Raw genomic sequence first — 20,229 nt, forward strand, 5'->3', positions numbered from 1 at the left:
GCTTTCGAGACCCTAGCGGGGCAGCGAGGGGGATGAGACGGGATTACTCAACTGGAGGCAGGTGTGCAGGGCGAGGCAGGCCCCGTGGCCGAATCTTTTCCGCGTGAGCGGCCCTCGCGACGGATCTACCGTGATGAGACGCTGCTCGTTCTGGGGCTTTCGCTCGGTGCGAGCGGTGTGTCCGCCCTGATCAGCTTTGTCGGTTCGGTCACCAAACCCGGCGGCCTCAAGGACCAGGCGGCCACGCTCAACGCCTCGGCCGCACCGGGCCGCCCCTGGCTGGATCTCCTCTGGCAGCTCTTCGGGATCACCACCGCCCTGATCCCCGTCGCCCTCGTCGCGCACTTCCTGATGCGCGAGGGCCAGAGCCTGCGCACCCTCGGCTTCGACCGCACCCGCCCCTGGCCGGACCTCGGTCGCGGAGCGGCGATCGCAGCGGTGATCGGCAGCACCGGAATCGCCTTCTACCTGGCCGTTCGCGGGCTCGGCTTCAACCTCACCGTCGTGCCCGAGGCACTGCCCGCCGTGTGGTGGAAGTACCCGGTGCTGATCCTGTCCGCCCTGCAGAACGCGATCCTCGAAGAGGTCATCGTCGTCGGCTATCTGCTGCGCCGCCTGGGCCAGTTGGGCTGGACACCCGGCAACGCACTGGTGGCCAGCTCCGTACTGCGCGGCTCCTACCACCTCTACCAGGGCATCGGCGGCTTCCTGGGCAACATGGCGATGGGCGTGGTGTTCGTCTACCTGTACCGGCGCTGGGGCCGGGTGGGCCCGCTGGTCGTGGCGCATTCCCTGCTCGACATCGGAGCATTCGTGGGCTACGCGCTGCTGGCCGGGAGGGTGGACTGGCTACCGACGGCGTGAGCCGTGCCGAAAGGGGCGGCGCACACGGGGACGCACACGGGGGGCGCACAAGGGGGGCGTACGACTGTCTCGTACGCCCCCTTCGTCGCGCCCGACCGTGCCGGCCCGCTCGCCTGCCGGCCCGCTCGCCTGCCCGCCCGCCAGCCTGCGCGCCCGTCCGCCTAGGCGATCAACTCGCCCTCGATGACAGTCACCGCACGACCGCTCAGCAGTGTGCGGTCGTCGCGGAGTTCCGTGCGGACGCGGCCGGAGCGACGGGAGGCCTGCAGGCCGGTGAGTACGGCCCGGCCCAGGCGCTCGGACCAGAAGGGGGCGAGGGCGGTGTGGGCGCTGCCGGTGACCGGGTCCTCGTCGATGCCGACGTTCGGGAAGAAGCAGCGGGAGACGAAGTCGTAGTCCCGGGCCGGGTCCTCGGCGCGGGCGGTGGCGATGATGCCGCGCTCCGAGTAGGCGCCGAGCGACCTCAGGTCCGGGGTCAGGGCACGGACCGTCTTCTCGTCGGCGAGTTCGAGGAGCAGGTCGCCGACGTTCGCGCCGGTGTCGAAGGCGACGAGCGGCTCGGCGCCCAGGGCCTGCGCGACCCCGTCCGGGATCTCGGCCCGGGTGAGCGGGGCGGTCGGGAAGTCGAGGGTGATGGAGCCGTCCTCACGGGGCGTGGCGACGAGCACACCGCTGCGGGTGGCGAACCGTACGGGTCCCTCGTGGGCGCCGGTGCTGTGCAGCACATGGGCTGTGGCGAGCGTGGCGTGCCCGCACATCGCCACCTCGGCGACGGGAGTGAACCACCGCAGCGCCCAGTCCGCCTCCCCGCCCTCGGGCAGCCGGTGCGCGAACGCCGTCTCGGCGTGGTTGACCTCCATCGCCACGTTCTGAAGCCAGTCGTCCTCCGGGAAGCCGTCCAGCAACAGGACCCCGGCGGGGTTGCCGGCGAAGGGACGATCGGTGAAGGCATCGACGATTCGAATCCGCATGGCGCCGACGCTAGGGGGCGTGAGGAGGGGGCGGCCAAGGCCAATCCGGGGATGCTGGACCGATTTCGGGTGAGTGCTCGGGTCCTGCCCCAGTGAATGAGTGAGACACGTGGGCTCGGTTCGCCGAGACGGACTGCATGCTGGAAGCGGGAGTTGGGCTGCGACCTCGGAAGGGGGCGCTCGTGAGCGTCGGGTCGGTGCGGCGGTCCGGACGTGTTGTGGTCATCGGCGTCGGCATTCTCGGAGCCGGCGTGGGCTGGAACCTGTCGCGGCAGGGGGCCGAGGTGGTCTTCATCGACGAGGGCCGGCCAGGCGAAGGGGTGACCAACTGGTCCTTCTCGTGGGTCAACGCCAGCAACAAGACCCGGCGCAGGTCCTACTTCGACCTGAACGTCGCGGGCATGGCGGCGTACCGTGAGCTCGCCCGGGCCATCGGGCCGGACTCATGGTGGTATCCCGGCGGCCACCTGCGCTGGGCCGACGACCCCGCGGCGGAGGCGAGGTTCCTGGAAACAGCCGAGCTACTGGCTGGTTGGGACTACAGGGTCGAGGTGTGCACGGGGGCCGAGGTGCGTCGTCGCCTCGAACCTGCTCTCAGGGTGCCCGACAGGACTCCGATCCTGTTCTACCCCGACGAAGCATGGGTGCACGGACGGCACCTCGTCGGCCGTCTGGTCGGCCGAGCCGTCGAGTCCGGCGCCGAACTCAGGTCCGGCACCGCGGTCTGCGACATCGGCGTCGGCACCGACGGGAGCGTCCGGTCCGTGACTCTGTCGGACGGGAGCCGCCTCGACGCCGACTCCGTTGTGAACGCGGCGGGGCCCGGCGCTTCCCGGGTCGCCGGGCTCATCGCCCGGCACCTGCCGATGCGCCGGGAACCCGGCGTCGTCACCAGGATCGGCTGTGCTCGAGTCCCGGTGCACCGGGCCATGCACGCGCCCCACGTCGAGATCCGCCCTGACGGAGATGCGTCGGTGGTACTCCACAGCCGAGAGATCGACGCGCTCATCGACACGGTTGAGGATCCGGGTGAGCTCGCACGGCTGCTCCATGAATCGGCGAAGCGCGTCGTTCCGGAACTCGGCCACGCCCGCATCGCACGGACACGGGTGGCTCACCGGCCCATCCCGGCCGACGGATTCCCCTCGGTGGGGGCGGTGCCCGCTGTGCCGGGCTACTACGAGGCTGTTTCCCACAGCGGCATAACGCTCGGGCCGGTGATCGGCCGACTGCTTGCTTCGGAGATCCTCAGCGGGCAGAGGGACGAGATGCTCGCGGACTTCCGCCCCGAACGGTTCCCCGAATCAGGCTCGTGACCAGTGCCTTTGCACTCTTCTGGGTCACGGCGGTAGCTCCAGGGCGGCCGCACGGCCGCGCCTGATCCACCCCGGCCGGCAGCCCGGTTGGTAGCCCGATCTGTCGCCGGCCCTTGTTATGCGAACTATTCCGATATATCGTTGAGGCATCGCGACAGATCAACGATGGAATGGAGTGATTGCGATGCGTTCCCATGGATTCGAGCGTGGACACGGTGGGCACGGTCACCACGGCCGGGGCGACTTCGAAGGGCGTCGCGGCGCTTTCGGGCCGTTCGGCCCGGGTGGCGGACCTGGCTTCGGAGGGCCCGGATTCGGGCCCGGCCCCTGGGGGCCACGGGGACGGGGAGGGCCCCGAGGGAGGGCGCGGCGCGGGGATGTGCGCGCGTCGATCCTCGCCCTGCTGAAGGACCGCCCCATGCACGGCTACGAGATGATCCAGGAGATCGCCGAGCGCAGTGGCGGGGCGTGGAAGCCCAGCCCCGGCTCGGTGTACCCCACCCTCCAGCTGCTGGAGGACGAGGGCCTGATCGCCAGCGAGAGCGAGGGCGGCAAGAAGCTGTTCTCACTCACCGAGGCGGGCCGCGAGACGGCCGAGGCCGGCCCCGAGGCGCCCTGGGAGGAGGCCACCCGTGGCGTCGACTGGGAGGCGCTCGGTGAGATCCGTCAGGCCGGCTTCGGTCTGATGGAGGCGTTCGGGCAGGTCTGGAAGACGGGCAGCAAGGACCAGCGCGACAAGGCGCTGACCGTCATCAACGACGCCCGCAAGAAGCTGTACCTGATCCTCGCCGACGAGGACTGAGTGAGGACGGAACGAGGGCTGAGCGGAGGCTGAGCAGGACCGGCGGCCTCCCCGTCGTAACCGAAGGCGCCCCGTGGAGTAAGTGTTCCACGGGGCGCCTTCGCGTCCGTCTGCCGTGGTGCCGTTCAGGCCGCCGTGGCTGTGGTCGGGTCAGGTCACCAGCCCGGCCAGCTTGCGCAGCGACTCGTTCAGCGCCGCCGTCGCCGAGTCCTTGAGCTTGCCCGCCATCAGCGACACCGCCGCGCCCGTGAACTCGCCGTCGATGCGCACATCCGTGGCCCCGTCGCCGGCCGGCGTCAGCGTGTAGCGCGTGGCCACCGTCACCGCCATCGGGCCCTTGCCGCGAATGGCCAGCACCCGCGCCGGTTCCAGTTCCTCGATGGTCCACTCGACCTCGGCCGGGAACCCCATGAGCTTCATGTTCTCCTGGAAGGTCCCGCCCACTTCGAGGGCCGCGGGGCCGCCGTCCGGGAAGCTGGTGTGGGTGGCGTTCCACTGTCCGTACGCCGACCAGTCCGTCAGCTGTGCCCAGACCTTTTCGGCCGGTGCCTCGATACGTGACTCCGCGCTGACTTCGGCCATGCGACCACCCCTTCGACTCGGGCTACGGTGTCGCGGAACGTAGCCGGGGGGCCTGGAACATTCAATACTGATGAACCGTCAGGAAGTGTGGAGATGCCGGACCGGCCACCGCGCTCAGCCCGTCAGCCGTATCACCGCCGCGTCGAACAGATCCCACGCGCGCGGGAACGCGCTCTCCTCATGGCAGTGCCATGCGTCCCAGAACAGGTCGGCGAGCAGGGCGTCCTCCGGGGCGTACACCCGGTAGACGTACTGTCTGCCGTCGATGGCCGGTAACGCCACCAGCCAGCACCTGAACCCGCTCTCCATGTCCCTGTGGGACGTGCGACGGAGCGCCATGGTTGCGTAACGGCGCACGGCAAACAGGCGCGCGCCCCTCCGGGTCGTACGGCGTGATCTCATCCGTAAGGAGGAGATGCCGGGCGGCCGAGTCCACTCTGTGTGGGACGCCAAAATGCTTCCTGTCGGGGATGACCCGGCTCGAAGTGGCTGATGGGGTAGGGGATGTGCACCCCCGTATTCCCCGGCAGTCGGCCCAGGAGCCGCACTGCCGGCGCCCGGACGCCGCGGCGGCCGATGCCAGGCTCAGTGACGAGCTGGCAGCGGTGATCGCCGGTGCCCGCCGCCGGGCGGTCAGGGACGGGGACCGGCAGATCGACACCGCCCATCTGCTGCACTCGCTCCTGGAGCACGACCCCGACGTGTACGCCGTCTTCGGCGACGGACCCCAGATCGCCCGCCTCCTCGGCTACCTCGTGCAGCGCACCATCGGCTACGGCCTGCGCTGGCAGGGCACCGTCGAGGACTCCGGCGCCGTCCCCGTGGTGCTGGACGGCGAGGGCTTCTCCCCGCTGGCCGCGACCGCCATGGAGCACACCCGCCGACGTGCCGCCCTGCGCGGTGACACCCAGGCCCGCGGCATCGACCTGCTCGCGGCCATCGTGACCGACCCGGAGGCGCGCGCCGTCGAGGTCCTGGCCCGCGCCGGCATCGACGCGAACGCGCTGCGCACACGGATCGACGAGCCACGGGACGAGTACGTCGGCGGCGACAACACCCGCTAGACCGTCACCCGGTCCCCCCGGCCCGCACCGCCTCCCGTCCTGCCCCGCCTCCCGTCCTGCCCCGCGACCGCCCCCACTCGCACAGCCCCCACCCACACCGCCTAGCCGCACCGCCCCCACAACCCACGCCCCGTCCACTCGGTGAGACAGGTGTCAACGGGGGTGACGCTCCTGTCGTCCCCTGTCATCATGTGCCCGTGCGCATATCTGAGAGCAGTCAGGCCGGCCACGGCAAGGGTGTCGGGCTCGGTCTGGCGATCGGTTCCGCGGTCGCCTTCGGGGGATCCGGTGTCGCGGCCAAGCCGCTGATCGAGGCGGGGCTCGACCCGTTGCACGTGGTGTGGCTGCGCGTGGCAGGCGCCGCCCTCGTGATGCTGCCGCTGGCAGTGCGCCACCGTGCCCTGCTGCGCTGCCGCCCCGCCCTGCTCGCGGGCTTCGGCCTGCTCGGTGTGGCCGGGGTGCAGGCGTTCTACTTCGCCTCGATCTCCCGCATCCCGGTCGGCGTCGCGCTGCTCGTCGAGTACCTGGCGCCCGCCCTCGTCCTCGGCTGGGTGCGGTTCGTGCAGCGGCGGCCGGTGACACGAGCCGCGGCGCTCGGCGTGGTCCTCGCGGTCGGCGGCCTCGCCTGCGTCGTGGAGGTCTGGTCGGGCCTGAGCTTCGACGCCCTCGGACTGCTCCTCGCCCTCGGCGCGGCCTGCTGCCAGGTCGGCTACTTCGTCCTGTCCGACCAGGGCAGCGACTCGGGCGATCAGGCACCCGACCCGCTCGGTGTCATCGCCTACGGCCTGCTCGTCGGAGCCGCCGTCCTGACCGTCGTGGCCCGCCCCTGGAACATGGACTGGGCGGTCCTCTCGGACACCGCCCACATGGACGGCACCCCGGTCGCGGCCGCCCTGCTGCTGGCCTGGATCGTGCTGGTCGCCACGGTGATCGCGTACGTCACCGGCGTGGTCTCGGTACGACGGCTCTCGCCGCAGGTCGCCGGCGTCGTGGCCTGCCTCGAAGCGGTCATCGCGACCGTCCTCGCCTGGTTCCTGCTCGGCGAGCACCTCTCGGCGCCGCAGATCATCGGCGGCGCGGTCGTCCTGGCGGGCGCCTTCATCGCCCAGTCGTCGGCGCCCGCGAAGGGCTCGCCGGATCCGGTGGCGAGCGGTGGCCCGGAGCGCAAGTTGTCCGCCCGCGGAAACGTCGCCTAGGCTGCGCCATCATGCCTTCGACACTCGTTCTTCCGCCTCCGGCCGCCTGAGGCGGGCCCTCCGGAAGCCAGGCCCCGGTGCCTGACGGGATCAGAATCCCGCGCACCGCCGGGCGCAACGGTGCTGCCCGCAGAAGAAGTCCACGGACCCCGCTGACCGGGGATCCTCCAGAACTTCCGCGCACTCGCGCATCTGCGGAGAACAACTCGTGTCGAACACTGTCTCCGGCCTGCCCATCGGGCGAGGCCTTCTCTACCTGATCATCGCCGGTGCCGCCTGGGGCACCGCGGGCGCGGCCGCGTCGCTGGTCTGTCTGACCAGTGACATGGGGCCGATCGCCCTCTCCTTCTGGCGCTGCGCCGTCGGCTTCGTGCTGCTGCTCGCCGTCCACCTCCTGCGTCCGCGCACGCGGACCGCGGCAGCCGGACCTCTCGGCCGCAAGGCACTGCGGGCCGGGGCCACGGGCGTCGGGCTCGCGGTGTTCCAGACGGCCTACTTCGCGGCCGTGGAGATCACCGGCCTCGCCGTGGGCACGGTCGTCACCCTGGGCGCCGGTCCTGTGTTCATCGCGCTCGGCGCCCGCCTCACCCTGGGGGAGCGGCTCGGCCGCGGGGGCGTCGCTGCCGTGGCCGGTGCGCTCACCGGGCTCGCGGTGCTCGCGCTCGGCGGTGGGGGCACGACCGTACGGCCGTTGGGCGTGCTGATCGCTCTGGTGTCCGCGGCCGCGTACTGCGTGATGACGCTGCTGACCCGCAAGTGGGGCCGCGACGGCGGGGCAGACGCCGCCGGTACGTCCCTGTGGGCCTTCGCGGTCACCAGTGTGTGCCTGCTGCCGTTCGCCTGGGCCGAGGGGCTCGTGCCGCACACCGCCGATCCGGTCCGGCTCGGCTGGCTGCTGGCGTACATCGCGGCCGTACCCACGGCCCTCGCGTACGCCCTCTACTTCGCGGGCGCCGCCGCCGTACGGTCCGCCACCGTCTCCGTGATCATGCTCCTTGAGCCGGTCAGCGCGGCGGTGCTCGCCGTCGTCCTGCTCGGGGAACACCTGACGGCGCCGACCATCGCGGGAACCCTGCTGATGCTGGGCTCGGTCGCCGGTCTCGCGGTGGCGGAGACACGCGGGGCGAGGCGCGAGCCGCTGCCGGCGTGACGCCCGGGAGGGGCCCGCACCGCGCCGGTGACGGGCCCCTCGCTCAGCCCGTGCGCCGGCGGATCAGGTGGTCGCGGGCCGCAGCGTCCCGCGGACCGCTCCGCTGCGCCAGACGTTCCGCGATCCTGTCCTTGACCTCCTCGGTCCGGTGATTGGCGTACTTGAACTTGGCCCGTACGCCGGTCCTTCGAGCCGCACTCCGCGCAGCCCGGACAGCATGCGGCCGTACGGCACCTCACCCACCGCGACGACTGCCGAACCGCCCTCCGGCTGGAAGTGGCCGACCTGGCGATTGAGCAGCTCGGCCTTCTCGGCGGGGTCGTCCACGACATGGGCCCGGCACCGGAGCTGGACCGCGGCGTAGAAGCTGGTCGGGGTGCCGTGCTCGGGCGGGTCCTCCGGTGCCGCCTGCCAGGGGCCGGGCACGTACACGTAGTCGTCGACCACGCTCAGGACCACCTCGGGGTCGGCCAGCAGCGCCGGCCACATCGGGTTGGGCCGGGCCAGGTGCGTCACGACCTCACCGTGCTCGGCGTCGTACACGAAGTGCAGCGGCTGGACATACGGCGGCTCGCCGTCGAGGCCGTTGACGACGAGCTGCCCGAAGTCGTGGACGGCCAGCCACTGCTGCCACTCCGCGTCGTCACGGGGCGCGTCCCAGGGGTGGACCAGCATCACAGGTCTCCGAGGTAGCCGGGGAGCAGGGTGCCGGGGGCCAGGTCCGGGTCGCCGACCGGCGCCTCGTAGCCCTTGCGCAGCGGGACCACGCCGGCCCAGTGGGGGAGGGCGAGGTCCTCGGGCTCGTCGTTCACACCGCCGGTGCGGAGCTTGGCGGAGACCTCGGCGAGGTCGAGGCGGATCACGGCGGTGGCGGCCAGCTCCTTCTTGTTGGCGGGGCGGGAGTCGGCCGCCCGGCCGGGCACCACATGGTCGACCAGGGCATCGAGGGCGACCCGCTTCTCCTCCGGGTCCGTCACGTCGTACGCCGTGCCGTGCACCACCACGGACCGGTAGTTGATCGAGTGGTGGAAGGCCGAGCGGGCCAGGATCAGCGCGTCGACATGCGTGACCGTCAGACACACCGGCATCCCCGGGTCCGCCTGGCCGGTCATCCGCAGCGGGCGTGAGCCCGTCGAGCCGTGCACATAGAGCGTCTCGCCGACCCGCCCGAACAGTGTGGGCAGCACGACCGGCGCCCCGTCGCGCACGAAGCCGAGATGGCAGACGTAGGCCTCGTCGAGTATCGCGTGCACCAGTTCCTTGTCGTACGCCGCCCGGTCCGCCGAGCGGGTGGGGACGGTGCGGTCGGTCGGCGTGTAGGCGGCGGGCGGCGACATCGGCTGCGGGGTCCCCTGCATTGCGCTCTCCATTGCACTAGTGCATAATCGTCTTTGTGCTAGAAGAATATCGGATCGAAGGGCGACGCGCAGCCGAGATTGCGGCGAGCGTCGAGCGTGCGGTGGGTTCCGGAGAGCTGGAGCCGGGTCAACTGCTGCCGCCCATGCGGGAGTTGGCGACGGAGCTGGGAGTGAATCCCAACACCGTCGCCGCCGCCTATCGCGTCCTGCGGGAGCGCGGGGTGATCGAGACCGCGGGCCGCCGGGGGAGCCGGGTGCGGCCCAGGCCCGCCACGACCGGGCGCGAGTACGTCCGGGTGGATGTGCCCGACGGTGTGCGCGACGTGGCGAGCGGCAACCCCGACCCGGCGCTGCTGCCGTCGCTGGCGAACGCCTTCGCGGCCGCGGCCGAGCAGTCCGACCGGGATCCGGTGCTCTACGGCGACGACCCCGTGGAGCCGGACCTGGCGCGCATCGCGCGAGCCCAACTGTGTGCCGACGGAGTGCCGGAAGGACCGCTGGCGGTCGCCTCCGGATCGCTGGACGCCATCGAGCGCGTCCTCGTGGCCCACCTCAAGCCCGGCGACACCGTCGCCGTCGAGGACCCCGGCTGGGGCAGCCTCCTCGACCTGGTCCCGGCGCTCGGCCTGCGCATGGCCCCGGTCGGAGTCGACGACGAGGGCCCACTGCCCGAGGACGTGCGGCGAGCCCTCGACTCCGGGGCACGCGCCCTGATCGTGACCGACCGCGTCCAGAACCCCACCGGCGCCGTGGTCGGCGCCGCACGCGCGCGTGCCCTGCGCACCGTGCTCCGGGACCACCCCGACATCCTGCTGATCGAGGACGACCACGGCCACGGCATCGTCGACCTCCCCGTACACCCCCTCGCCGGCATCACCCGGCACTGGGCCTTCGTCCGCTCGGTCGCCAAGGCCTACGGCCCCGACCTGCGGCTCGCCGTACTCACCGGCGACGAGACCACGGTGGACCGGGTGCGCGGCCGTCAGCGGCTCGGCGCGGGCTGGGTGAGCCGCCTGGTCCAGCGAGCCGTGGTGCGGCTCTGGACCGACGGTGTCGTCGACCCGGCGGAGGTGGCGGCGACGTACGGCAGACGCCGGGCCCTGCTGATCGACGCCCTGACCGACCGTGGCGTCGAGGCCCATGGGCGCAGCGGCCTCAACGTCTGGATCCCGGTCCCCGACGAGACCGGCGCCGTGTCCCGCCTGCTCCACGCGGGCTGGGCGGTCGCGCCGGGCGCCCGCTTCCGCACGGGCTCACGGCCCGGAATCAGGATCACCACCTCGACCCTCACGGAGGAGGAGGCGGCCCCACTGGCGGAGGCCGTGGCAACGGCGGTGGGCCCGGGGCCGACGAGGAGCTATGTCTAGGCGCGCCGTTTCACCTGGGTGAGCGCCGCGCCCGCCAGCACGATCACGGCCCCCACGGGCGTCGACCAGGCAAGGGACTCCCCGAGCACGGCCACCCCCGCAGCCGTGGCGATGACAGGAATGAAGTAGGTGACCATCTGAGCCGTGGTCGGCCCCACCTCGGCGACCAACCCGTACTGAAGCAACACCGCGAGCCCCGTCCCGAGCGCTCCCAGCGCCACGATCGCCAGCAGCGGCACGACCGGCAGCCGAGTCGGCAGTGAGGTGAACAGCGGGGTGACAACGGCCAGTTGAACCGTCGCCAACAACAACTGCGCCCCGGTCAGCGACAGATGCGACGCACTGGACCCGGCGAGCGTCCGGCGGACGTATATCCAGCCGATCGGGTAGCTCAGCGACGCCAGCAACGCCATCGCCGTACCCGTCACATCCAGCCCGTGGAAGCCCTGCCACGCCCCGAGCACCGTCAGCACCCCGAGGAACCCGATGCCGAGCCCGGCCACCCGCACCCGTGTGGGCCGGTCCTCCGCCAGTGCGACCAGCGACAGGGCCATGCCCCAGAGCGGCGAGGTCGCGTTGCAGATCCCCGCGAGCGTGGACGGAATCGTCAGCTCGGAGTACGCGAACAGCGAGAACGGCAGCGCGTTCAGCAGAAACGCGGCGACCGCCAGATGCCCCCATGTCCGCAGCCCGCGCGGCAGCCGCTCACGCTTCACCAGCATCGCGGCCGCCAGCACCGCCGTACCGAACACCAGCCGCCCCAGGGTGATCTGGAACGGGGCGTATCCGTCGGTGCCCACCTTGATGAGCAGGAAGCTGAAACCCCAGATCAGGGAGAGCGCGGCGAAACGCAACCGCCAGTCGAGGCGGCCTCGGGGACGCGAGCGGGCGACGGCTGCGGTCGCGGCCGCGTCGAGTGAGGAGCGTGCGGAGTGCGAGGAGCGTGAGGAGGTGGTGGCGGTGGAAGCCGCGGAGGCCGTGGAGTCCGTGGACGCGGTGGTCATGGCAGCAAGCCTGATACACACTACCTCGTAGCACAACCGAGATTTTTCACCCGGTATCTCGTAGCATTGCTTACATGTTGAATCTGGAGCGCCTGCGCACCCTCGACGCCCTCGCCCGCCACGGCTCGGTCAGCGGCGCCGCCGAGGGCCTGCACATCACGACCTCCGCCGTGTCGCAGCAGATGTCCAAGCTGGAGCGCGAGATCGGCCAGCAGCTCCTCGCCAAGAACGGCCGGGGCGTGCGGCTCACCGACGCCGGGCGGCTGCTCGCCGAGCACGCGGCCCGCATCCTGTCGCAGGTCGAGCTCGCCCAGTCCGATCTGGAGGCACAGCGCGGGCAGGTGGTCGGCGAGCTACGGCTGGTCGCGTTCCCCACGGCCCTGCGCGGACTGTTCCCGGCCGCGCTCGCCGCGCTGCGGGCCGACCACCCGGCGCTGCGCCTGCGGTCGCGCGAGCTGGAACCCGAGCGCGGAGTCGACGCGGTGATCCGCGGGGACGCCGACGTGGCCGTCGTCCTCGACTGGTACAACAAGCCCCTGCCCATGCCGGAAGGGCTCGCCAAGGCGCAGATCCTCGACGACCGCGTGGAGATCGCCATGCCCGAGGGGCATCCGCTCGCCGACCGGAGCGAGGTCGATCTGGAGGACTTCGCGGGTGACGAGTGGGTCGCCTGGCCCGAGGGCGAGTTCTGCCACGAGTGGCTCCTCTACACCCTGCGCACCAAGGGCATCGAGCCCCTGATCGCCCACCGCGCGGAGGAGCATCACACCCAACTCGCGCTGGTGGCCGCCGGGTTGGGGGTCTGTGTCGCGCCCCGGCTGGGCCGCGACCCGATGCCGCCCGGCGTGCGGGCCGTGCCCGTGCGGCACCGGGTGCACCGGTACATCTACGCGGTGTGGCGTGCGGACGCCGACCGCCGCCCGTCGATCCGGGCGGCGGTGGAGGCCCTGCAGACGGCGGCCGGGAAGATCGACTGAAGGGCGGCCGTCCCTACGGCGCGCTCCGGCGGCCGGTCACCTATCCCAGCTTCCGGAAGTCCCAGGAGACGATCTTCTCGGGCGTGAGCCGTATCCACGCGTGCCGCCCGTCGTGCGGCATCTCGTCGATGGCGAAGTTCTTGCGGGCGAACAGCGTCTCGGCCACGTCGAGTTCGGCCCGCAGCTCGCCCACGCGCGGGATCTCGCCCACGAACTCGACGGTGCCGGACAGCTCGACGCCGCGCAGCTTCTCGTACTCCTCGCCCGTGTCGATCACGATCGCGACCCGTCGATCGCGGCGCAGATCGGTCCACCGCTTGCTGCGGACGACCGAGTACAGCCACAGCGAGTTGCCGTCCCAGGCGAACCACAGGGCGCTGACATGCGGGAAGCCGTCGGCGGACACAGTGGCGACCCGACAGGTGCGCTGCTCGGTGAGGAACTCGTCCAGCTCGCCGGGCGTCATCATGATCTTGCGGCCCCGGCGCTGAGTGACAGTCATGCGGCCCCCTCTTCTCTCACGTCGTGCCAGAGGAGAGATCCTCTGACATCACGTCAGAAAAGGATGGGTCGTCTTCCGTCCACACGCAATGGTGGTTCCGTCCACACACGATGCTGGCTACGCTCACCGGCCCACGCCGCCGTCCCAGGGGGGATCCATGCCGTCGTACGCCGAACTGAGCGAACTCCTCGACCCCGCGACCACCGTCCTGCTCACCGTCGAGTGCCAGCAGGGCGTCGTCGGACCGGACAGCGCACTGCCCCAACTCGCCGAGGCGGCAAGGGTGTCGGGAGCCCTGGCCAACGTGGCCCGGCTGGTGGACGCGGCCCACGAGAGCGGCGTCCAGGTGATCCACGCGATCGCCGAACGCCGTCCCGACGGCCGCGGCGCGAGCCGCAACGCCCGCCTCTTCCGCGCCGCGGAACGGCTCCCCGTCCAGCAGCTGTCCGGTACCGAGGCGGTCCGCGTGGCGGCGCCGATCGAGGTCGCCGAGGAGGACCTGGTCGTACGACGGCTGCACGGGCTGTCGCCCGTCCAGGGCACCGATGTCGACGCGCTGCTTCGCAACCTGGGCTGCCGCACGCTGGTGATCACCGGTGTCTCGGCCAATGTGGCCGTCCCCAACGCCGTGTTCGACGCCGTCAACCGCGGCTACACGGCCGTCGTGCCCACGGACGCCATCGCGGGGGTGCCCTCCGACTACACCCCCGCGATGATCCGCAACACCCTCGCATTGGTCGCCACGGTCGCGACCACGGACGAGGTGCTCGGCTGCTTCAAGCGTCCGGGCCGGGCTTAGGTCCGCCTAGGCCAGCGTGATCGAGTCGCCGGACACGGTGATCTGCTTGGCCGCCAGCGGCTCGGTCGCGGGCCCCTTCTTCACGCTGCCGTCCAGCACGGAGAACTGGCTGCCGTGGCAGGAACAGGACAGGGTGTCCTCCTTGAGGTCGATCATCGGGCAGTCCCGGTGGGTGCAGATGGTCGAGAAGGCCTTGAAGTCGCCCGCCGCCGGCTGCGAGACCACCACCTTCTGGTCGCTGAAGACCTTGCCCGAGCCCTCCGGGATGTCGGCGGTCTTCGCGAGCGCCGCGCCCCCCGCGCCGCCACCCGACGCACTGGTCGCACCGCCGCCGGCAGCGCCCTGTTCGGTGGACGAGCCGGACGCGTCCTCCTCCGACCCGCACGCCGTCAGCGCGACGGCGAGCCCCGCCGCGCCGACCGCCGCCACGACGGAACGGCGGCTGGGTTTCGACGCCGGCTGCACTGATTCGCTGGTCATGCTGACGTTCCTTCCGGTCATTCGTGATCTGCCGAGGGATACGGTCCGTGCGGACCGGCTGTTCAGACGATGGGGGAATCCTGGCCCCGTCCGGCGCGCGGATGGGTAAAGCGGAGCTGTCGGTTCACTGTCCGCGGCTGTCGGTCCGCTGTCGGCGCAAACCGGCCGCCGCCCGCCCCGGCCGACCCGGGCCGCCGCCCCCGCGCCAGTAACCTGGGGCGATGCTCAAGGAAGTCATCGCGACCCGCTACATCACGCCCCTGCGTGAGGGCGGCTCGCTGCCGGGGCTCGTCGAGGCCGACGACTTCGGGACGTACGTCCTGAAGTTCACCGGCGCGGGACAGGGCCGCAAGACGCTCGTCGCCGAGGTCGTCTGCGGTGAACTCGCCCGCAGGCTGGGCCTCAGGGTGCCCCGGCTGGTGACCGTGGAACTCGACCCCGTGCTGGGCCTCGGCGAACCCGACCAGCAGGTGCAGGAGCTGCTCAGGTCCAGCGGCGGTACCAACCTCGGCATGGACTTCCTCTCCGGCGCCCTCGGTTTCGACCCCCTCGCCTTCCGGGTGAGCGCCGAGGAGGCCGGCCGGATCGTCTGGTTCGACGCGCTGGTGAACAACGTCGACCGGTCCTGGCGCAACCCCAACCTGCTGATGTGGCAGGGCGAGCCGTGGCTCATCGACCACGGCGCGACCATGATCTGGCACCACAACTGGCCCGGCGCACAGGCCTCGGCGGCCCGCCCCTACGACGCCTCCGACCACGCCCTCGCCCCCTTCGCGCCCGATGTACGGGGCGCCGCCGCCGAGTTGGCACCGCAGATCACCGAGGACCTGCTCGCCGAGGTGACCGCCGAGATCCCGGACGCCTGGCTGGCCGACGAGCCCGGCTTCGACGACCCGGACGACCTCCGGCGGGCCTATGCGGGACCGCTGCTGTCACGGGCCGCCGACGTCCATGAGCGCGTCACCGGAATCGAGGAGGGCAAGTGAGCGAGCGCCATATCCACATGGCCGGCCATGTGGTCGAACGCCACATCATCCGGGGCGGCGAGTCGAACGACCGGGACGTCTTCGAGTACGCCGTCCTGCGCGTCGTGCCCCGCGTCGAACGCGGTGAGTGCATCAACGCGGGCGTGCTGGTGTACTGCCGGGCCCAGGGCTACGTCGGTGCCCGCACCCACCTCGACGAGGCGCGGCTGCTCGCCCTCGACCCGGACGCGGACGTGGCCGGGGTCCGGGCCGCCCTCGGCGCCGTGGAGCGCGTCTGCGGCGGCAGCGAGGCGGCGGGACAGGCCGCCGGGGACGACGCCGGACGGCGCTTCCGCTGGCTGATCGCGCCCCGCTCCACGATCGTCCAGCCCGGGCCCGTGCACACCGGGCTCACGACCGATCCGGCGGCCGAGACGGAGCGGCTGCTCGACCGGTTGGTGAAGTAGCGGACCGAAGGAACACACAGGTATCGGATCAGGTAATGGATCACATGAGCGCGGTGGCCGTTGACACCGCGTGCCAGGACTTCTAGCGTCACGTCCATCGAAGGTACTAAGCGGTCGCTCACCTGAGGAGAGTCACTGATGTCCACCACTGAGCAGCGGGTTGCCGTGGTCACCGGCGGAGCGCGCGGCATCGGCGCCGCCACCGCCGTACGGCTGGCCGCCGAGGGTCACGCGGTCGCCGTGATCGACCTCGACGAGGCCGCCTGCAAGGACACCGTGGAGAAGATCACCACGGCCGGCGGGAAGGCCCTCGCGGTCGGCTGCGACGTCTCCGACGAGGCCCAGGTCGAGGCGGCCGTCGCACGGATCGCGGGCGAGCTCGGCGCCCCGACGATCCTGGTCAACAACGCGGGTGTGCTCCGCGACAACCTGCTGTTCAAGATGAGCGTCGCCGACTGGGACATGGTCATGAACGTGCACCTGCGCGGTGCCTTCCTGATGTCCAAGGCGTGTCAGAAGCACATGGTGGACGCGGGCTTCGGCCGTATCGTCAACCTCTCCTCGTCCTCCGCGCTCGGCAACCGCGGCCAGGCCAACTACTCCGCCGCCAAGGCCGGCCTGCAGGGCTTCACCAAGACCCTCGCCAAGGAGCTCGGCAAGTTCGGCATCACCGCCAACGCGGTCGCCCCCGGCTTCATCGCCACCGAGATGACCAAGGCCACCGCCGACCGCGTCGGCATGGGCTTCGAGGACTTCAAGGCCGCGGCCGCCACCCAGATCCCGGTGGCCCGCGTCGGCGAGCCCGACGACATCGCCAACGCCATCGCCTTCTTCACCGGCGAGGCGGCCGGATTCGTCTCCGGCCAGGTGCTGTACGTCGCCGGCGGACCGCTCGACTAGGAACCGGGAAACACGGACATGACTGAACTGCCTGCACTCTCCGGCAAGGTCGCCCTCGTCACGGGCGGCAGCCGCGGCATCGGATACGGCGTCGCCGAGGCGCTCGTCGCACGCGGCGACCGCGTCGTCATCACCGGCCGGGGCGAGGACGCCCTCAAGGAGGCCGTCGAGCAGCTCGGCGCCGACCGCGCCGTCTACGTGGCCGGCAAGGCCCACGACGAGGCCCACCAGGCCGTCGCCGTCGAGCGCGCCATGGAGGCCTTCGGCCGGGTCGACTACCTGATCAACAACGCCGGCACGAATCCGGTGTTCGGGCCCCTCGCCGACCTGGACCTCGGCGTCGCCCGCAAGGTCTTCGAGACCAACGTGATCTCGGCTCTGGGCTTCGCGCAGAAGACCTGGCACGCCTGGCAGAAGGACAACGGCGGCGCGATCGTCAACATCGCCTCCGTCGCGGGCATCGCGCCCTCGCCGTTCATCGCCGCCTACGGCGTCAGCAAGGCCGCGATGATCAACCTCACCCAGCAGATGGCGCACGAGTTCGCGCCCAAGGTGCGGGTCAACGCGATCGCCCCGGCCGTGGTGAAGACCAAGTTCGCGGAGGCCCTGTACGAGGGCCGGGAGGCGGAGGCGGCCGCGTCCTACCCGCTGGGCCGGCTCGGCGTGCCCTCCGACATCGGCGGAGCCGCCGCGTTCCTCACCTCGGACCAGTCCGACTGGGTCACCGGGCAGACGCTCGTCGTCGACGGCGGCATCTTCCTCAACGCCGGCGTCGGCTGACGACGGCGGTGGGCGCCTGTGCGGAGAGATCGACGAACGCGCGGGCGCCCACCTCGTGGGGGCGCACAAAGGCAGAGCACCGTTGTTTCCTGCCACCGACATACGCGCTGATCAAGGGCTTGCCAGGGCGGAGGTCCAAGCGGCCGGACACTGCGGTATGGTCTGGCCACCCTTGTGATATGCCCGATCGAGGATGGTGCGCGTGTTCAAGCGGGACAGATACCTCCGTCAGCTGGCGGCGGTCACGGCCATAGGCATGGTCGCCGGATGTGGTGTCTTCTCCTCTGACTCGTCCGAAAGTGACAGTCCGATCGTTGTGGGGACCACCAGTGCCCCGAGCACGCTGGATCCGGCGGCCGCCTGGGACGGTTCCTGGGAGCTGTTCCGCAATGTCTTCCAGACCCTGCTGAACTACAACCCCGGCGCGTCCGAGCCCGAGCCCGACGCCGCCGAGAGCTGCAAGTTCACGGACACCTCGACCATGGTGTACAGCTGCACGCTGCGCGAGGGTCTGAAGTTCGCCGACGGACGGGAGCTGGACGCCCAGGCCGTCAAGTACTCCATCGACCGGATCAAGAAGATCAAGGTCAACGGCGGCCCCGCGGGACTGCTGGGGAACCTCTCCCGGGTCCAGGTGAAGGGCGACCGCGAGGTCGCCTTCCACCTCAGTGAGCCCGACGCCACCTTCCCGTTCGTGCTGTCCACGCCCGCCATGTCCATCGTGAACCCCGACGAGTACGCCGCCGACAAGCTCCGCGAGGACGGCGAGATCAGTGGCTCGGGGCCGTACAACCTCTCCTCCTACGAGGACGGCAAGCAGGCCGAGCTCGTCAGGAACGAGAACTACAAGGGAATCGCGGACCGCAAGAACAACGGCGTCACCATCCGCTACTTCGAGCAGTCGTCCGAGATGGTCGATGCCCTCAAGGACAAGCAGATCGACGTCATCTACCGCGGTCTGCCCGCCTCCGACACCGTGGACATCCAGACGAAGGGCAAGGACGAGGGGCTCCAGCTCATTGAGAACTCCACGACCGAGATCAGTTACCTGGTGTTCAACCCCAAGGACCCGTGGGCCAGGAGGCCCGAGGTCCGCAAGGCGATCGCCCAGGTCATCGACCGCCCGTCGCTCGCCCACAAGGTCTACAAGGACACCGTCGAACCGCTGTACTCCATGATCCCCCGGGGCCTGGTCGGCCACACCACGAGCTTCTTCGACAGCTTCGGGAACCCCGACCCCGACAAGGCCGAGAAGATCCTCACCGAGGCCGGCATCACCGATCCCGTCCCGCTCCAGCTCTGGTACACCACCGACCGTTACGGCTCGCAGACCAAGCCCGCCTTCGAGGAGCTGAAGCGGCAGCTGGAGGAGTCCGGACTGTTCACCGTCACCCTCAAGAGCCGCCCCTGGAAGACGTACGTGCAGGGCTACCAGAACGGTGAATACCCGGTGTTCGGGCGTGGCTGGTTCCCTGACTTCGCCGACGCCGACAACTTCGTCGCTCCCTTCGTGGGCAAGCAGAACGCACTCGGCACTCCCTACCTGGCGCCCAAGATCACCGAGACGCTGCTGCCCGAGTCGCGCCGCAAGAGCGACCGCGGCGCCGTGGCCAAGGAGTTCGAGGAAGCCCAGCAGATCGTCATGGAGGACGCGCGACTTCTGCCGCTGTGGCAGGGCAAGCAGTTCGTGGCCGCGAGCGAGGAGATCTCCGGCACGGAGCAGTCCATCGACCCCGCGACGATGATGACGATGTGGACGCTGTCCCGGAAGACCAGCTGGTAGCGCGATTGTCAGTGGGCGCCTGTAGGTTCTGTGCTCGGAAGGGGGCCGCGCTCCGGCGCGGCCGTCCGCGGGGCGCACATGGTGCGACCCCGAAGTGAGCGCACACCGGAGGAAGTTGACGTGACCGACACCGCCATGCTGCCCGAGTCCTGGCGCGGCGTTCTGGGCGACGAACTGCAGCAGCCCTACTTCAAGGAGCTGACGGAGTTCGTCGAGGAGGAGCGGGCGAAGGGTCCCGTCTACCCTCCGCGCGAGGAGGTCTTCGCCGCGCTGGAGGCCACGCCCTACGACCGGGTGAAGGTGCTGGTCCTCGGCCAGGACCCGTACCACGGCGAGGGCCAGGGGCACGGCCTGTGCTTCTCGGTCCGCCCGGGAGTGAAGACGCCGCCCTCGCTGCGCAACATCTACAAGGAGATGAAGGAGGAGCTCGGCCTCCCCGTCCCCGACAACGGCTATCTGATGCCCTGGGCCCAGCAGGGCGTCCTGCTGCTCAACGCGGTGCTCACGGTCCGCGCCGGCGAGGCGAACTCGCACAAGGGCAAGGGCTGGGAGAAGTTCACCGACGCGGTGATCCGCGCCGTGGCCGACCGGCCCGACCCCGCGGTGTTCGTGCTGTGGGGCAACTACGCCCAGAAGAAGCTCCCGCTCATCGACGAGACGCGGCATGTGGTGGTCAAGGGCGCGCACCCCTCGCCGCTGTCCGCGAAGAAGTTCTTCGGCTCCCGCCCGTTCACGCAGATCAACGAGGCGGTGGCCCGGCAGGGGCACGAGTCGATCGACTGGCGCATCCCGGACCTCGGCTGACCCGCCGCCGGGGGGGGGCGGGGCCGGGGGCCCCCCCCCGCACAAACGAAACACAACCCCACCAACTCCCGGAGGGGGGGGTGGGGGAGGTATTTAAA

The 20,229-nt window shown here is 70.8% G+C and carries 22 protein-coding genes and 1 pseudogene; 15 read left to right on the forward strand and 8 right to left on the reverse strand.

All coding sequences use genetic code 11. The features are described from left to right. Positions 1-63 precede the first annotated feature (63 nt). Entirely contained in the window at positions 64-864 is an 801-nt protein-coding gene (locus ACFWYS_RS39685) for a CPBP family intramembrane glutamic endopeptidase (protein WP_384780297.1), read from the forward strand. 161 nt (positions 865-1,025) lie between these two features. On the opposite strand, the gene ACFWYS_RS39690 is transcribed toward ACFWYS_RS39685, so the two are convergent. After that, entirely contained in the window at positions 1,026-1,835 is an 810-nt protein-coding gene (locus ACFWYS_RS39690) for a PhzF family phenazine biosynthesis protein (RefSeq protein ID WP_384780299.1), read from the reverse strand. Positions 1,836-2,017: 182 nt separating this feature from the next. Here ACFWYS_RS39690 and ACFWYS_RS39695 point away from each other — a divergent pair, with 182 nt between their 5' ends. Together ACFWYS_RS39695 and ACFWYS_RS39700 are read left to right on the forward strand one after the other, a co-directional pair. Further along, entirely contained in the window at positions 2,018-3,151 is a 1,134-nt protein-coding gene (locus tag ACFWYS_RS39695) for an NAD(P)/FAD-dependent oxidoreductase (protein ID WP_384780302.1), read from the forward strand. 184 nt (positions 3,152-3,335) lie between these two features. Beyond that, positions 3,336-3,953, forward strand: coding sequence for a PadR family transcriptional regulator (locus ACFWYS_RS39700; protein ID WP_384780305.1), 618 nt, complete (start codon positions 3,336-3,338; stop codon positions 3,951-3,953). Between the two features lie 150 nt (positions 3,954-4,103). Here ACFWYS_RS39700 and ACFWYS_RS39705 read toward each other — a convergent pair whose 3' ends face one another. Continuing rightward, complete coding sequence (locus ACFWYS_RS39705; protein WP_384780307.1) at positions 4,104-4,535, reverse strand: SRPBCC family protein; 432 nt, start codon at positions 4,533-4,535, stop codon at positions 4,104-4,106. Between the two features lie 114 nt (positions 4,536-4,649). Further along, positions 4,650-4,817 (reverse strand): hypothetical protein, encoded by a 168-nt coding sequence (locus ACFWYS_RS39710; protein WP_384780309.1) that lies wholly within the window; start codon positions 4,815-4,817, stop codon positions 4,650-4,652. A gap of 224 nt (positions 4,818-5,041) precedes the next feature. Between ACFWYS_RS39710 and ACFWYS_RS39715 the strand changes: the two genes are divergently transcribed. The 3 genes from ACFWYS_RS39715 to ACFWYS_RS39725 all read left to right on the forward strand — a co-directional run bounded on the left by ACFWYS_RS39715 (position 5,042) and on the right by ACFWYS_RS39725 (position 7,945). Beyond that, positions 5,042-5,599, forward strand: a complete 558-nt coding sequence (locus ACFWYS_RS39715; RefSeq protein WP_384780312.1) for a Clp protease N-terminal domain-containing protein — start codon at positions 5,042-5,044, stop codon at positions 5,597-5,599. A gap of 191 nt (positions 5,600-5,790) precedes the next feature. Further along, the gene (locus ACFWYS_RS39720; protein ID WP_384780315.1) at positions 5,791-6,795 is read left to right on the forward strand and encodes a DMT family transporter; all 1,005 of its coding nucleotides are present in this window, start codon (positions 5,791-5,793) and stop codon (positions 6,793-6,795) included. A gap of 208 nt (positions 6,796-7,003) precedes the next feature. After that, entirely contained in the window at positions 7,004-7,945 is a 942-nt protein-coding gene (locus ACFWYS_RS39725; protein ID WP_384780318.1) for a DMT family transporter, read from the forward strand. Between the two features lie 43 nt (positions 7,946-7,988). On the opposite strand, the pseudogene ACFWYS_RS39730 reads toward ACFWYS_RS39725, so the two are convergent. Together ACFWYS_RS39730 and ACFWYS_RS39735 are read right to left on the reverse strand one after the other, a co-directional pair. Further along, positions 7,989-8,620: pseudogene (locus tag ACFWYS_RS39730) on the reverse strand (FMN-binding negative transcriptional regulator). After that, positions 8,620-9,303, reverse strand: a complete 684-nt coding sequence (locus tag ACFWYS_RS39735; RefSeq protein ID WP_384780321.1) for a pyridoxamine 5'-phosphate oxidase family protein — start codon at positions 9,301-9,303, stop codon at positions 8,620-8,622. Before ACFWYS_RS39735 ends, ACFWYS_RS39730 begins: the two are co-directional and overlap by 1 nt. Before the next feature lie 35 nt (positions 9,304-9,338). On the opposite strand from ACFWYS_RS39735, the gene ACFWYS_RS39740 reads away from it, so the two are divergent. After that, on the forward strand, positions 9,339-10,670 hold the full coding sequence (locus ACFWYS_RS39740) for an aminotransferase class I/II-fold pyridoxal phosphate-dependent enzyme (protein WP_384780324.1): 1,332 nt from the start codon (positions 9,339-9,341) through the stop codon (positions 10,668-10,670). Here the strand turns inward: ACFWYS_RS39740 and ACFWYS_RS39745 are convergent. After that, positions 10,667-11,710 carry a DMT family transporter gene (locus ACFWYS_RS39745; RefSeq protein ID WP_384780327.1) on the reverse strand — a complete coding sequence of 348 codons (1,044 nt, stop codon included), beginning with the start codon at positions 11,708-11,710 and terminating at the stop codon, positions 10,667-10,669. The two genes, ACFWYS_RS39740 and ACFWYS_RS39745, sit on opposite strands and share 4 nt — an antisense overlap. A gap of 38 nt (positions 11,711-11,748) precedes the next feature. On the opposite strand from ACFWYS_RS39745, the gene ACFWYS_RS39750 reads away from it, so the two are divergent. Beyond that, on the forward strand, positions 11,749-12,651 hold the full coding sequence (locus ACFWYS_RS39750; protein ID WP_384780330.1) for a LysR substrate-binding domain-containing protein: 903 nt from the start codon (positions 11,749-11,751) through the stop codon (positions 12,649-12,651). A gap of 40 nt (positions 12,652-12,691) precedes the next feature. On the opposite strand, the gene ACFWYS_RS39755 is transcribed toward ACFWYS_RS39750, so the two are convergent. Then, positions 12,692-13,153, reverse strand: a complete 462-nt coding sequence (locus ACFWYS_RS39755) for a pyridoxamine 5'-phosphate oxidase family protein (RefSeq protein ID WP_384780333.1) — start codon at positions 13,151-13,153, stop codon at positions 12,692-12,694. 157 nt (positions 13,154-13,310) lie between these two features. On the opposite strand from ACFWYS_RS39755, the gene ACFWYS_RS39760 reads away from it, so the two are divergent. Further along, entirely contained in the window at positions 13,311-13,952 is a 642-nt protein-coding gene (locus ACFWYS_RS39760; RefSeq protein ID WP_384780336.1) for a cysteine hydrolase, read from the forward strand. Between the two features lie 6 nt (positions 13,953-13,958). On the opposite strand, the gene ACFWYS_RS39765 is transcribed toward ACFWYS_RS39760, so the two are convergent. Beyond that, a complete protein-coding gene (locus ACFWYS_RS39765; RefSeq protein WP_384780339.1) occupies positions 13,959-14,432 on the reverse strand; it encodes a Rieske (2Fe-2S) protein in 474 nt (157 codons plus the stop codon). Between the two features lie 221 nt (positions 14,433-14,653). Here ACFWYS_RS39765 and ACFWYS_RS39770 point away from each other — a divergent pair, with 221 nt between their 5' ends. From ACFWYS_RS39770 to ung, 6 genes are all read left to right on the forward strand, one after another. Continuing rightward, positions 14,654-15,418: a HipA family kinase gene (locus ACFWYS_RS39770; RefSeq protein ID WP_384780342.1), complete on the forward strand. Its 765-nt coding sequence runs from the start codon at positions 14,654-14,656 to the stop codon at positions 15,416-15,418. After that, a complete protein-coding gene (locus tag ACFWYS_RS39775) occupies positions 15,415-15,864 on the forward strand; it encodes a DUF3037 domain-containing protein (RefSeq protein WP_384780344.1) in 450 nt (149 codons plus the stop codon). Before ACFWYS_RS39770 ends, ACFWYS_RS39775 begins: the two co-directional genes overlap by 4 nt. 138 nt (positions 15,865-16,002) lie before the next feature. After that, positions 16,003-16,764 carry a 3-oxoacyl-ACP reductase FabG gene (gene fabG, locus ACFWYS_RS39780; protein WP_384780347.1) on the forward strand — a complete coding sequence of 254 codons (762 nt, stop codon included), beginning with the start codon at positions 16,003-16,005 and terminating at the stop codon, positions 16,762-16,764. A gap of 18 nt (positions 16,765-16,782) precedes the next feature. Further along, positions 16,783-17,544 carry an SDR family oxidoreductase gene (locus tag ACFWYS_RS39785; protein WP_384780350.1) on the forward strand — a complete coding sequence of 254 codons (762 nt, stop codon included), beginning with the start codon at positions 16,783-16,785 and terminating at the stop codon, positions 17,542-17,544. Between the two features lie 202 nt (positions 17,545-17,746). Continuing rightward, positions 17,747-19,327, forward strand: coding sequence for an ABC transporter substrate-binding protein (locus tag ACFWYS_RS39790; protein ID WP_384780353.1), 1,581 nt, complete (start codon positions 17,747-17,749; stop codon positions 19,325-19,327). Positions 19,328-19,447: 120 nt separating this feature from the next. Beyond that, positions 19,448-20,131, forward strand: a complete 684-nt coding sequence (gene ung, locus ACFWYS_RS39795) for a uracil-DNA glycosylase (RefSeq protein ID WP_384780356.1) — start codon at positions 19,448-19,450, stop codon at positions 20,129-20,131. The last annotated feature ends 98 nt before the right edge of the window (positions 20,132-20,229 follow it).

Source organism: Streptomyces sp. NPDC059010 (assembly GCF_042740355.1).
Taxonomy (GTDB): domain Bacteria; phylum Actinomycetota; class Actinomycetes; order Streptomycetales; family Streptomycetaceae; genus Streptomyces.

What these genes read in the sequence shown, in the direction of transcription:
- fabG (WP_384780347.1), top strand. Translation starts at nt 16,003, where the DNA reads ATGTCCACCACTGAGCAGCGGGTTGCCGTGGTCACCGGCGGAGCGCGC.
- ACFWYS_RS39770 (WP_384780342.1), top strand. Translation starts at nt 14,654, where the DNA reads ATGCTCAAGGAAGTCATCGCGACCCGCTACATCACGCCCCTGCGTGAG.
- ACFWYS_RS39705 (WP_384780307.1), bottom strand. Translation starts at nt 4,535, where the DNA reads ATGGCCGAAGTCAGCGCGGAGTCACGTATCGAGGCACCGGCCGAAAAG.
- ACFWYS_RS39760 (WP_384780336.1), top strand. Translation starts at nt 13,311, where the DNA reads ATGCCGTCGTACGCCGAACTGAGCGAACTCCTCGACCCCGCGACCACC.
- ACFWYS_RS39785 (WP_384780350.1), top strand. Translation starts at nt 16,783, where the DNA reads ATGACTGAACTGCCTGCACTCTCCGGCAAGGTCGCCCTCGTCACGGGC.
- ACFWYS_RS39750 (WP_384780330.1), top strand. Translation starts at nt 11,749, where the DNA reads ATGTTGAATCTGGAGCGCCTGCGCACCCTCGACGCCCTCGCCCGCCAC.
- ACFWYS_RS39755 (WP_384780333.1), bottom strand. Translation starts at nt 13,153, where the DNA reads ATGACTGTCACTCAGCGCCGGGGCCGCAAGATCATGATGACGCCCGGC.
- ACFWYS_RS39765 (WP_384780339.1), bottom strand. Translation starts at nt 14,432, where the DNA reads ATGACCAGCGAATCAGTGCAGCCGGCGTCGAAACCCAGCCGCCGTTCC.
- ACFWYS_RS39690 (WP_384780299.1), bottom strand. Translation starts at nt 1,835, where the DNA reads ATGCGGATTCGAATCGTCGATGCCTTCACCGATCGTCCCTTCGCCGGC.
- ACFWYS_RS39735 (WP_384780321.1), bottom strand. Translation starts at nt 9,303, where the DNA reads ATGCAGGGGACCCCGCAGCCGATGTCGCCGCCCGCCGCCTACACGCCG.
- ACFWYS_RS39700 (WP_384780305.1), top strand. Translation starts at nt 3,336, where the DNA reads ATGCGTTCCCATGGATTCGAGCGTGGACACGGTGGGCACGGTCACCAC.